This is a genomic window from Pseudomonas abietaniphila, from assembly GCF_900100795.1.
In the GTDB taxonomy this organism is placed as follows: Bacteria; Pseudomonadota; Gammaproteobacteria; order Pseudomonadales; family Pseudomonadaceae; genus Aquipseudomonas; species Aquipseudomonas abietaniphila.
Map to the genome: position 1 here is coordinate 21,943 of NZ_FNCO01000011.1, position 12,756 is coordinate 34,698.

At 60.3% G+C, this 12,756-nt stretch carries 10 protein-coding genes; 6 read left to right on the plus strand and 4 right to left on the minus strand.

Annotated elements, in window-relative coordinates; genetic code table 11:
* Positions 1 to 35: 35 nt before the first annotated feature.
* A complete protein-coding gene (gene soxR / locus BLS87_RS20415; RefSeq protein ID WP_143024436.1) occupies positions 36 to 497 on the plus strand; it encodes a redox-sensitive transcriptional activator SoxR in 462 nt (153 codons plus the stop codon).
* On the opposite strand, the gene BLS87_RS20420 is transcribed toward soxR, so the two are convergent.
* The 4 genes from BLS87_RS20420 to rlmM form a co-directional block, all read right to left on the minus strand.
* Positions 488 to 973: a hypothetical protein gene (locus tag BLS87_RS20420; RefSeq protein ID WP_074755007.1), complete on the minus strand. Its 486-nt coding sequence runs from the start codon at positions 971 to 973 to the stop codon at positions 488 to 490. The genes soxR and BLS87_RS20420 overlap by 10 nt on opposite strands.
* A gap of 214 nt (positions 974 to 1,187) precedes the next feature.
* Entirely contained in the window at positions 1,188 to 2,603 is a 1,416-nt protein-coding gene (locus tag BLS87_RS20425) for an FAD/NAD(P)-binding protein (RefSeq protein WP_074755009.1), read from the minus strand.
* Positions 2,604 to 3,125: 522 nt separating this feature from the next.
* Positions 3,126 to 3,689 (minus strand): helix-turn-helix domain-containing protein, encoded by a 564-nt coding sequence (locus BLS87_RS20430; RefSeq protein ID WP_074755011.1) that lies wholly within the window; start codon positions 3,687 to 3,689, stop codon positions 3,126 to 3,128.
* Between the two features lie 37 nt (positions 3,690 to 3,726).
* Positions 3,727 to 4,794, minus strand: coding sequence for a 23S rRNA (cytidine(2498)-2'-O)-methyltransferase RlmM (rlmM, locus tag BLS87_RS20435; RefSeq protein WP_074755013.1), 1,068 nt, complete (start codon positions 4,792 to 4,794; stop codon positions 3,727 to 3,729).
* A gap of 245 nt (positions 4,795 to 5,039) precedes the next feature.
* Between rlmM and acnA the strand changes: the two genes are divergently transcribed.
* The 5 genes from acnA to BLS87_RS20460 all read left to right on the plus strand — a co-directional run bounded on the left by acnA (position 5,040) and on the right by BLS87_RS20460 (position 12,225).
* On the plus strand, positions 5,040 to 7,781 hold the full coding sequence (gene acnA, locus BLS87_RS20440; RefSeq protein ID WP_074755015.1) for an aconitate hydratase AcnA: 2,742 nt from the start codon (positions 5,040 to 5,042) through the stop codon (positions 7,779 to 7,781).
* Between the two features lie 260 nt (positions 7,782 to 8,041).
* Positions 8,042 to 8,833, plus strand: a complete 792-nt coding sequence (locus BLS87_RS20445; RefSeq protein ID WP_074755017.1) for a CPBP family intramembrane glutamic endopeptidase — start codon at positions 8,042 to 8,044, stop codon at positions 8,831 to 8,833.
* Between the two features lie 103 nt (positions 8,834 to 8,936).
* Positions 8,937 to 10,502: a methyl-accepting chemotaxis protein gene (locus tag BLS87_RS20450; protein ID WP_074755019.1), complete on the plus strand. Its 1,566-nt coding sequence runs from the start codon at positions 8,937 to 8,939 to the stop codon at positions 10,500 to 10,502.
* 281 nt (positions 10,503 to 10,783) lie between these two features.
* Entirely contained in the window at positions 10,784 to 11,455 is a 672-nt protein-coding gene (locus tag BLS87_RS20455) for a hypothetical protein (RefSeq protein WP_083370723.1), read from the plus strand.
* A 116-nt stretch (positions 11,456 to 11,571) separates the two neighbouring features.
* The gene (locus tag BLS87_RS20460; protein ID WP_074755021.1) at positions 11,572 to 12,225 is read left to right on the plus strand and encodes a hypothetical protein; all 654 of its coding nucleotides are present in this window, start codon (positions 11,572 to 11,574) and stop codon (positions 12,223 to 12,225) included.
* Positions 12,226 to 12,756 lie beyond the last annotated feature (531 nt).

Consider the following 12,756-nt stretch of genomic DNA (forward strand, 5'->3'; position numbering starts at 1 on the left):
TGTCATTTAGCGATCAACCAGGGAGCCACAGCCACATGCGAAGCGCCGATACCCCGCTGGTCACCCGCGAACTCACAGTCGGCCAGCTCGCGGCACGCAGCGGCGTGGCCATTACCGCGCTGCGTTTCTACGAAGCCAAGGGCCTGATCAGCAGCCAGCGCAACGCCGGCAATCAACGCCGATACCCTCGCGACATGCTTCGTCGGGTGGCGCTGATCAAGACCGCACAGCGTCTGGGAATCCCACTGGCCAGCATTCAGTCGGCCCTGGACACATTGCCGGCCGATCGCCCGCCAACCACCGAGGACTGGAACAGGCTGTCAGAATGCTGGAAAGCCGACCTGGACGAACGGATCAACCGCCTCACGGCGCTGCGCGATCAACTCAACGGCTGCATCGGGTGTGGCTGCCTGTCCATGGACGCGTGCCCCTTGCGCAACTGGGGCGACAGCCTGGGTGAAAGCGGCGCCGGACCGCGCCTGCTGGATCAGGACTGAAGGTTCTGCGGACTGACCAGCGTTGCCGCCAATGTACGGTCGTCCAATGACAGTTTCATTTGCTGCATGGCCTGATTCAGCTGGTTGGTCGCCTGAATCAGCGAATTGGTCATGGCCATGATTTCCATCTGCAACTGTCGGATCTTGCCTTCACGCGCCCTCGGCGACAGCGAACGGTCTTTCATGAACGCCTGCATGTCTTTCATGCGTTTGGCGATGCGCTCTTGAATCGAGCGGATCATCTTCAACTGTTCCTTGATGCGCTTGGGCAGGTTGGTCGCGTCGATGTCTGCGTTTTTGTCACCGGTCTTCGCTGCCTGCTGCGCCTCGGGCGACAACAACACCTCGATGCCCTGGCGCACTTGGTCGGCCGCGCTGGGCGTGGCGGTTTCTTCGACAGCCTGCTGATGCTTGATGAGGGTTTGCTGCACCGGCGTCGCGGCGTCCGCCGGGTTCCTGAAATTCAAGCTCAACATGAATGAACGCCTCCATAGCCCTGATATCCCATCAATCCACCCGGGCGCTTCAAACGGAAAAACCGGGGCGATATCGGGCTTTCGGCTCGTTCGGATAGGGCTTTAGGGCAAACACGGAATTTTGTGTCGAAGTCGACACAATCGGGGGCCATGCGGTGGGTCATTCAACAGTGAGCGTGCTGATACACACCGCATGCGCATGCGCGAGGGCGCTTCAGATAGCAGTCACCAACCGCGCCGCCAATGCCTTGGCCTGCAACGCCACGTCGGTCACGGCGGTGCTTTCCCACCACAGACCGCGCAACGGCGGGCCCATGGCGAACAGGCGGGAAGACACCTGCCCCTGCGCGTCCACGACCGCGCCGCCTGGATCGGCAGCGATCCCCAGCGCCAAGGGCCCTGGCTGAATAAGGCCGCGCGCCAGCAACTGGCGAGGCAAGGGACGGTCGACCCGGCGCCAGTCGTATTGAATCCCGGTCGAATTGATCAACGCCGTGCCGCTTTCGAGCGTCGAGTGATCATCGCCACGATAGCGCACGCTGATCCGCACCTGCCCCGCGTGCGCCTCCTCGACGCTCAGCAAAGAGGCGGCATGAACGTTCAGTCGTCCTTCCTCCACCAGCCGGTCCAGTAACCGTGCGCTGGGCGGTGGCGAGCGATGGTGATGGCTTTCCCACCAAGGCCGCACATGGCGAACGAACTGACGCCGCTGCAGATCGCTCGCCTGACTCCACAACCGCGCGATGTGCACCCGAACGGTGTCCAGCGGCGCCTGCCAGTCGACGCCCTGCGCCATCGCCTGCTCGCATTGCTCGCGCAGTGCCCGGACCAACTGCCGCGTGCTGCGAATGCTGTGATCGGCGCCCAGGAAATCCGGCCAGGACGGCGGCTGACGGCGCACGTGAGGTAACAAACCGTGGCGAGAAAACACGTCGATCGGACCGCGATGCCCAGCCTGCTCCAGTGACACCACCGCATCGACCATGGTCAAGCCCGATCCGATAATCAACACCCGTCCACCCGGATCCAGGTGACGCATCGCATCGACATTCCAAGGATCGACCGCCGCGGCATTGAGCCCGTTGGCGTCCCGTTGCGGCGTTCGAGCCGCGGCATACATGCCGGTGGCGAGCACGCCGACATCGCCGCGCAACCGTGCGCCGTCCGCAAGCGTCAGGACAACCCCTGAGGTATCGCTCTGCAGATCGGTCACCTCGCCACGCACATGCTCGACCGTCGAGCCGTGCAGCGCTCCGGCAGCCTTGGCTTCGGCCAGACGCTGCTGCACATACAGCCCGAAAATCCCGCGCGGCGGGAACAGTTCGGCCACCGGCACATGCTGTTCGTCCGACTCGGGCCAGCCGCCTGCGGCAATATAGTCACCGAGCCACTGGGTCAGGTCGTCCGCGTTGTCCGGGTCGACACTCATGCGCGCCGCGTTGCCGTTCAGCGTGTGACCCAGTTCGGTCGCACTGTAGGCCTCGCCGCGCCCCAGTTCGCTTCGCGATTCGACGATGACGACGTGGCGCCTGCCTGGCAGACGCAGCAGTTGCACCGCCAGCATCGTGCCGCTCAGGCCGCCACCGACGATGAGGACATCGGCGCCCGCTTGCGTGTTCTCTGAACTCATTATTCTTCGCCTTATTCGCGTTACTCATTGCCATGCCATCAGCACAGGCGCGCACGCCTGATTATGAAGAGCGTGCGAAGGGAATCAAACAGGACATTGGTCGGTCCGTTGCGGTACGAAGGATGCAAGGCACGGCGCATGCCGGGTTTTGGCGGGGTTGGGTGATTCAGCGCGGGCAAACTGTTGATCGGGTGTTGCGCTTGCAACAGCCATGAAGCCAAACGCGATCCCTGTCGAAGCGAGCTTGGTCTGGGCGGCATTCCGACGAAAGCGGTGGGTCAGCGACATCCATGCTGAATGACACACCGCGTTCGTCCGAGTGCGGCCCATACCCTCGTAACCTGCGACGTCTCCTACAAATAGTGCGGGGTTACCAGAATTCGCGGTGGACACTCAACCTGTGGGAGCGAGCGTGAGCAAGCTCACTCCCACAGGTATCGCGGCGTTCTGTGGATTTGCAGCGGGCCTCACTCTGTAGGAGCCGGCTTGCTGGCGAATGCTGTGATGGGATGCACCGGCCTTCTACAGCACCACATTGCGCACAAAGCGCAGCACCTGATCACCGTCGTTGCGATAGGCATGGGGCCGGTTGCTGGCAAACATGAAGAACTCACTGGCGGCGACCTGTCGGGTTTCTTCCGGCAACGCGACGGTCAGGCGACCTTCGATCACGTAAACCTGCTCGCTCCAGCCATCGGGATCGGCCTCGGAAACATAGGACTCGCCAGGGGCGAGACTGAATTCCCACAGTTCCACTTCCCGCCGCGCGCCCGCCTTGGCCAGCAAAACAGCCTTGCTCCCCGGCAACGAACCGGCCCAGGCGACTTCGTTGATCCGGCTAGGGTCCCGTTCGTCCGGTGCCTGGATCAGGTCGCTGAACGCCACATTCAAGGCCTCGGCCACCCGGTCGAGGGTCGCCAGACTGACATTCCTCTCACCCGCCTCAATGGCGACCAGCATGCGCCGACTGACCCCGGACTTTTCCGACAGCGCGGTCTGACTCAAGTCCGCTTCGTGTCGCAGACGCCGCACATTGAGGCTGACATGTTGCAACACCGAGGCGCGGGGTGAATTTTCCTTGGGCACTCGATCACTCCTCAACGGACGGCTTGAGACCCTTGTCTCAGGCTCTGCGCTTCACATCCAGCCGTCGCAGGTGGCAGGTCACTTCCTCACGGTCGTGGTACAGCTGCTTGCAACCGATGGAAACCTTGACGCCCCGGGCTTTGAAGCCTTCCTCGATGCGATCGAGCAAGCGACGCACCTCGGCATACCGCTGCTTCATCGGCAGTTTGAGGTTGACCACCGCCTCGCGGCACAGGCCCTCGCCCAGCCAGGTCTCCAGCAAGGCGGCGTTGCGCGCAGGCTTCTCGACGATGTCGCACACCATCCAGTCCACGGGCTGACGCGGCTTGTAGGTAAACCCGTCGGCCATCAAGTGCTGCACCAGACCGGTGTCCATCAGGCTCTCGGCCATCGGACCATTGTCGATGGCGGTCACCAGCATACCGCGCCTGACCAGCTGATACGTCCAGCCACCGGGCGCTGCACCGAGGTCGACACCGGTCATGTCGCCCGACAGCCGCTCGTCCCACTGGTCACGGGGAATGAAGTGATGCCAGGCCTCTTCCAGTTTCAGCGTCGAACGGCTCGGCGCCTCGCGCGGGAACTTCAGGCGGGGAATACCCATCGGCCACATCGCCGAGTTGTCGGCATCGGCCAGGCCCAGAAACACTTCCCGGCCGCTTTTGAAGGTCAACAGCAAGCGCGGCAGGCTCGGGTTATCCACCAGCTTTCCGGCTTTCTCCAGCGCCTTGCGCAGCGGGCCTTCGAACTTGCGGCAAAACGTCGAAAGCTCCTTGCCGTCGTTGGTGTCGACCACCTCCAGCCACAAACTGCCGCAGGTGCCAAAGCCGACCATGTGCTCAAGTATGACGCTGATGCGGTCGGTTTCCGGCAACTCGACGAACACGCCGCGGGCCCATTGCCGAGGGAAGATCAAATCGGTGAAACGCACGCCGTTCATCAGGCGTTCGGCGCCGTCCGGCTCGGTGCAGATGAACTCGGCGCAGGCGGCGCCGGGTTTGGCCTTGGCATAACCCGATACGTTCAGACGCGCTGCGTGCTCGCTGATTTCCGAACAGACCTCGCCTTCGAAACCGGGGCGGCAGTGCATGAAAAGGGTGTTCACTGGACGGTCTCCTCGCGCGCCGGACCATGACCGACCGCAACCTATACTTGAGGATTAACCTCAATGACTCGAAAGCGGCGCATGATAGCCGAATCAGGAACCACTGGCTTGGCCCCAGGGTCCAGTACTACTCAATGCGCATTAAAAGGCGCCGACCAGAGCGCTCGACGACACCGTCTTACCGCTCATTCCGAATCGTCCGTTTCGCCCGTCCGTACCGTGCGGACCCGTCAAGGAGTAAGTTCATGCCCTCCCTCGATAGCCTGAAAAGCCTCAAGACACTCGACGTCAACAACAAGACGTATCACTACTTCAGCTTGCCAGACGCCGCCAAAGCGCTGGGTGACCTGGACACATTGCCCATGTCGCTCAAGGTGCTGCTGGAAAACCTGCTGCGCTGGGAAGACAACAAGACCGTGACCGGTGAAGACCTGAAATCCATCGCCGCCTGGCTGACCGAACGCAAGTCCGACCGGGAAATCCAGTACCGCCCGGCGCGCGTGCTGATGCAGGACTTCACCGGCGTGCCCGCCGTGGTCGACCTGGCGGCGATGCGCGCTGCCGTCGCCAAGGCTGGCGGCGATCCGCAACGCATCAACCCGCTGTCGCCGGTGGACCTGGTGATCGACCACTCGGTAATGGTCGACAAGTTCGGCGATGACAAGGCCTTCGGCGAAAACGTCGACATCGAAATGCAGCGCAACGGCGAGCGCTATGCGTTCCTGCGCTGGGGTCAGGGCGCCTTCGACAACTTCAGCGTGGTGCCGCCAGGCACCGGTATCTGCCACCAGGTCAACCTCGAATACTTGGGCCGCACGGTGTGGACCAAGGAAGAAGACGGCCGCACCTATGCCTTCCCGGACACCCTCGTGGGCACCGACTCCCACACCACCATGATCAACGGCCTCGGCGTACTGGGCTGGGGCGTGGGCGGGATCGAGGCGGAAGCCGCCATGCTGGGCCAGCCGGTGTCGATGCTGATTCCCGAAGTGATCGGCTTCAAGCTGACCGGCAAGCTCAAGGAAGGCATCACCGCCACCGACCTGGTGCTGACCGTGACCCAGATGCTGCGCAAGAAAGGCGTGGTCGGCAAATTCGTCGAGTTCTACGGCGACGGCCTGGCCGATCTGCCGTTGGCGGACCGCGCGACCATTGCCAACATGGCCCCGGAATACGGCGCCACGTGCGGTTTCTTCCCCGTGGATGACGTGACGCTGGAATACCTGCGCCTGTCGGGACGCCCGGACGATACGGTCAAATTGGTCGAGGCCTATTGCAAGGCTCAGGGCCTGTGGCGTCTGCCCGGTCAGGAGCCCGTGTTTACCGACGCGCTCGAACTGGACATGAGCTCGGTGGTGGCCAGCCTTGCCGGTCCCAAGCGCCCGCAAGACCGCGTTGCGCTGCCGGATGTCGCTCAAGCGTTCAGCGATTTCCTCGGCCTGGCCCTGAAACCCACCAAACACGAAGAGGGTCGCCTCGAAAGTGAAGGCGGCGGCGGCGTAGCGGTGGGTAACGCCGAACAGGTGGGCGAGGCGGAATATGAATACGAGGGCAGCACCTATCGCCTGAAAAACGGCGCAGTGGTGATTGCCGCCATTACCTCCTGCACCAACACGTCAAACCCGAGCGTCATGATGGCCGCAGGCCTGCTGGCGAAGAAGGCCGTGGAGAAAGGCTTGCAGCGCAAGCCGTGGGTGAAAAGCTCACTGGCGCCCGGCTCGAAGGTGGTGACCGATTACTACAACGCGGCGGGGTTGACCGAGTACCTCGATGCCCTGGGCTTCGACCTGGTGGGCTACGGCTGCACGACCTGCATCGGCAACTCCGGCCCGCTGCGCGATCCGATTGAGAAGGCCATTCAGCAATCCGACCTGACCGTGGCTTCGGTCCTTTCAGGGAACCGCAATTTCGAGGGCCGTGTGCATCCGCTGGTAAAAACCAACTGGCTCGCCTCCCCTCCGCTGGTGGTGGCGTACGCCTTGGCGGGCACGGTGCGCATCGACCTGAGCAGCGAACCGCTGGGCGAAGGCAGCGATGGCAAGCCCGTCTACCTGCGCGACATCTGGCCAACGCAAAAGGAAATCGCCGACGCGGTGATGAACGTCAGCACGGGCATGTTCCACAAGGAATACGCCGAGGTGTTTGCCGGTGACGAGCAATGGCAGGCGATTCAGGTGTCCAAAGACCCGACCTACGTCTGGCAGGACGACTCCACCTACATCCAGCATCCACCGTTCTTCGAAGACGTGGCCGGGCCGTTGCCGGTCATTGCCGACGTGCAGAAGGCTCGCGTACTGGCGATCCTCGGCGACTCGGTGACCACCGACCACATCTCCCCGGCCGGTAACATCAAGGCCGACAGCCCGGCGGGCCGTTACCTGCGCAGCAAGGGTGTGGAACCGAAAGACTTCAACTCCTATGGCTCGCGGCGCGGCAACCATGAAGTGATGATGCGCGGCACCTTCGCCAACATCCGCATTCGCAACGAAATGCTGGGTAACGAAGAAGGCGGCTACACGTTGCACGTCCCGACTGACGAGAAACTGCCGATCTACGACGCCGCCATGCGCTATCAGCAGGAGGGCACGCCGCTGGTGGTCGTTGCGGGTCAGGAATACGGCACTGGCTCCAGCCGCGACTGGGCGGCCAAAGGCACCAACCTGCTGGGCGTCAAGGCGGTAATCGCCGAGAGCTTCGAGCGTATCCACCGCTCCAACCTCGTTGGCATGGGCGTATTGCCGTTGCAATTCAAGAACGGCCAAAGCCGTAAAACCCTGGAACTGACCGGCAAGGAAGTGCTGAACATCACCGGCCTGACCGGCGCCACGCTGCAACCGGGCATGAGCCTGACCCTGCAGATCACCCGCGAGAACGGCAAACAGGAGAACGTCGAGGTGCTGTGCCGCATCGACACCTTGAACGAAGTGGAATACTTCAAGGCCGGCGGGATTCTGCATTACGTCCTGCGGCAGTTGATCGCTTCATAGTCGAGGACGCAGACACCCGTAACCCTGTGGGAGCGAGCTTGCTCGCGAAGGCGCCAGGTCAGAGACATTCCCGCTCACTGATCCCATGCATTCGCGAGCAAGCTCGCTCCTACAGGTTCCCCCTTGAACGCTGCCTTCTCGATAAACACCCTCCACCCTTGAAACTCTTTCATCCCCTCACTTTCAGCCGATTCCCACAAGCATGTGCGTTTAATCAACGCTAAAATCGCCGGCCTTATCCCACCCTCAAGGACGACCTCATGCCGGCGCTCCGCTGGAGCACACTGACGCTGCTCACCCTCGGTTACTGCATCGCGCTGGTTTACGGGCAACTGAGCACGCCCGTGGTCGTCACTTTCGGGCTGTTGATCATGGCCGGGATCTGCGTCAGCCATTTCACACACTTGGGTGTACGTACGCTGGGTCATGTGCTGTTCATTTCACTCGCTGCGGGCCTGGCCAGTCATTGGTTACCCGGTTTTTTCAGCGCCCGCGTGATCACGGCCGTGCGCTTCACCCCTGAAGCCGCGCCCTTTTCGATGTACCTCAACCTCGATAAACCCTTGATCGGCGTCTGGGTAGCGCTGGCCTGTCCATGGGTGTTCACCGCCGTTGCCCTGCGCCGCGCCGTGATCACGACCTCCGTGATGCTGCCTGTCACCACCATGCTCTGCCTGATCACCGCGCTGTCGATGAGCCTGATTGGCTGGACACCGAAATGGCCCGATCAAGGCGGCATCTGGGCGCTGAACAACCTGTTGCTGGTCACCCTCACCGAAGAGCTGATTTTCCGGGGTTACCTGCAGGGCGGGTTGACTCGTTTGCTCAAGCGGGTGCCGTATCACCAGACGCTGGCCCTGCTCCTCGCCTCGCTGGCGTTCGGTCTGTCGCACCTCGGCGCAGGCTGGCAATGGGCTGTGCTGGCGGGCATCGCGGGGCTCGGCTACGGAATCGCCTACCGCTTTGGCGGGCTTGCGGCTGCGGTCATCACCCACTTCGGGCTCAATCTCGCGCATTTCTGCCTGTTCACCTACCCGATGTTCGATCGCTGAGCAGGGGCCGCGACAACGCGTCCCATGACGCAGTTCACAAAACGCTTAATTTCCTGACTGACGGGCCGATAACTCATCAAAGCCTTCCCGGATTGAACAGCTCATGCGAAATAACCAGCCCATCACCCAACGCGAACGGACGTTCCCGGCGCAACAACGGTTGATCTCGACCACCGACGCGCGCGGTGTGATCACCTATTGCAACGAAGCGTTCGTTGAAATCAGTGGCTTTTCCCACGATGAACTGATCAAGGCGCCCCACAACACCGTGCGCCACCCTGACGTGCCGTCGGCGGTGTTCGAACACATGTGGGGCACCCTCAAACAGGGCTTGCCGTGGATGGGCATTGTCAAAAACCGCTGCAAAAACGGCGATCATTACTGGGTCAACGCTTACGTCACGCCGATTTTCGAGAACAAGCAGGTCGTCGGTTTCGAATCGGTGCGCATCAAGCCTACCGCCGAACAAATCCGTCGGGCCGAAGCGCTCTATCAGCGCCTGAACAGCGGCAAGGCCGCTGTGCCGGGCCGTGACAAATGGCTGCCGGTGCTCCAGGACTGGTTGCCGTTCATCATGGTCAGCCAATTGAGCTTCCTGATCGGCGTGTGGCTCAACTCCCACTGGGGCTTCGCGCTGGCGGCCGCCCTCTCCGTGCCACTGGGCCTGCTCGGTCTGAGCTGGCAGCAACGGGGCCTCAAACGCCTGCTGCGTCTGGCCGAACAGACCACGTCCGACCCGTTGATCGCGCAGATGTACACCGACAGTCGTGGCCCGCAAGCGCGCTTGGAAATGTCCATCCTGAGCCAGGAAGCCCGCCTGAAAACCTGCCTGACCCGCCTGCAGGACACAGCCGAACACCTGAATTCACAAGCACGGCAGTCCGACAGCCTGGCCCAGGCCAGCTCCAACGGCCTGGAGCGCCAGCGCGTGGAAACCGAGCAAGTCGCCACGGCGATCAATCAGATGGCCTCGACCACCCAGGAAGTTGCCAGCCACGTACAACGCACCGCCGACGCCACTCAACAAGCCAACGAACTGACCCGTCGCGGCCGCGGCATCGCCAGCGAAACCCGTGAAGCCATTCAGCGCCTGTCCGCCTCGGTGGGTGAAACCGGCCTCACCGTGACCCAACTGGCCAAGGACAGCGACGAGATCGGCGGCGTGGTCGACGTAATCAAAGGCATTGCCGACCAGACCAACCTGCTCGCCCTCAACGCCGCCATCGAGGCTGCCCGTGCCGGTGAAATGGGCCGTGGTTTTGCCGTGGTCGCCGACGAAGTTCGCCAACTGGCGCAGCGCACCACCGAATCCACCGGGCAGATCCACTCGCTCATCGCCAAACTGCAACAGACCGCCAACAACGCCGTGCAGACCATGGAAATCGGCCGCCGCCAAGCCGAGGAAGGCGTCGAGCAGGTCATGGAAGCCGACAAAGCGCTGGTGGGTATCAGCGACGCCGTCGCCAACATCACCGACATGGCCACCCAGATCGCCGCCGCCACCGAAGAACAAAGCTCCGTGGCCGAGGAAGTCAGCCGCAACATCAGCACCATCGCCCACCTGGCCGACCAGACCTCCGACGAAGCCCGCCGCTCCGCCACCCTCAGCGCCGAACTGACCCACACCGCCAATACGCAATACTCGTTGGTGGAGCGTTTCAACCGCTAACAACTTCACGTAATACCCCAAGCCCCGGCAGCGAACCTGCCGGGGCTTTTTTATTGTTCGCGAGAAAGTAGGAAGTTTCCGAAAGTTGCACACAGCTGCATTTTTCGTCGAATTATTGGGGAATGTCGGATTGACAGAAGTCTGGAATCGCTATTAGTTGAAAATCAGATAGCGATAAATAAATGACACCACGACGGTGTTTTCGCTGATCTACACACCTAATAATAGCGAGCGCTCATTCGGCGATTGAATGCGGATGACAGTGCCTCATGGAGAAGTTTATGAACGATGCAAACCTGAAATATCCGATTCCTCTGACGCCGCCCATTGTAGCGGTTGCCGACCCTGAGGACGGACTATTGAAAACCGTTACATTGAACGGTCCTGTTCCAGTACAGGTTATGGTTTGGCCGGCAGCGGAACCTGGTTATTACTTTAAACTGATGCTCAATGGTGTGACAGTCGGGGATAAAAGGATTATCACGAAGGAAGACGTTGCATACGAAATGATCACGGTCCACCTGGATGAACAGTTGCTATCGGAAGAAGGCGAATACCAACTTGGGTATATGACCGTCAGCCCGAACACCGAATCCCAATCCCCGTCCCCCGAGCTCACCCTGAGAGTCGACCGCTCTAAACCTGGCGCCGCCCTTCTGGGCCCGATGATTTTCTCCAACGAGGAGATAGGTGAGCAGCTAACCGGCTTGTTGCCTGGTTATGCAGGAATGGCCAAAGGCGACGTCATCCAGACTCTTTGCAATCAAGCCAATGGTCCGTCTCATGTCGTCCAGGCTGACGAACTGACTATCCGCCCCATCGAGATCACCTTTAAACGTGAACTTCTGGAAAGCGCCGGTATTGAAACGGCCACGATTGAGTACTTCGTGACGGACCGCGCAGGTAATCAGTCGATTATTTCGACGCCTGCAATGCTTAAACTACACGAATGATTTAGGCCGTGGCGGGACGACCACCTTATAAATGAATAAAGTTTTGACATTGAAATACAGTGGAAGTCTCGCCACAAATTTCACGCACCTACAATAATTAAAAAAAGGATACCGTAATGACCATTAACGATTCGTATGCACCGATTGTTCCCGCCGCCGAATTTGACGGCCTTTTAACGTTAGATACCCTCCAGCAAGATATTGAGGTTTTGGTTGAAATCACGTCTGACGTTTTCGAAAAAGACACTTTCCAACTACTGCTCAACGGGGAATTGATAGGGCCTTCCTATGAGGTTCAAGCTGTCGTTCCTAAACCGGGCACGATGTTAACGTTCGTCATCCAAAAAGAAGCGTTCCGGGTGGGTGGTAGTTATCAGGTTGCCTACCGATTCACCACGTTCCCTGGAAACACGACGAGCGATTCCATCTCCACTCAAATTCGAATTGACCGTACCGCTCCGGGAGCCACGCTCCTCGCCGCCATGGTCTTGCCCGATGCGCCGTTCGACGATCACGTCACCGGCCTGATCCCAGGCTATGCCGGCATGGAACGAGGCGATGTTATTCAAACCCGTTGCAATGGCGTGCCTGGGCCTGTTCACACGGTTCAGGAAGACGAATTGAACCTCTACCCTGTCGCAATCACCTTTCAGCGAACGTTTCTCGAAAGCACCGCGACCGACACTGTTGTCATGGAGTACAGGGTGACTGATCGAGCGGGGAATCAATCCATCGTTTCCGGCCCATCGCAGCTTTCATTGGAACGATGATTACCTTCACCGAGCAGGCAAGCTCAAAGGGAACATCGTGCGAGTCGTCATGTTCTGAATAAGCCCACGAACAGCAACACTAGAGTGTCATCTTTAACCCGTTCAGTTAGACAAGCAGCGCACGGTCATCCGCAGCATAGGATGACCGTGCTTTTGGAGACGGGATGGCTTAGGCACACGTAAAGCTGGATACCTCTAACGCTCCACACATTACCAGCAGCACGTCCAGAGATGAGATGTTGGCCCTCAACGCTGCTATCAAGGCTGCCCGTAACGGTGAAACAGGTCGTGGTTTTGCCTAAGCCCCGGCAGCGAAGCTACCGGGGCTTTTTTTATAAGCCGCTGGAAAGTAGGACGTTTCCGAAAGTTTGTCATCTCGCAAACTTTCGCCGTTTTATGAGGGAGTGCAGGATTGACAGAACAGACAAATCGCTATTAGTTAAAACTCAGACAGCGAAATTAAATAACACCATGACGGTGTTGGCGCTGATCTAGAGCGCTTGTTCTTAACGAATGCCTTCTGGCGTTCAA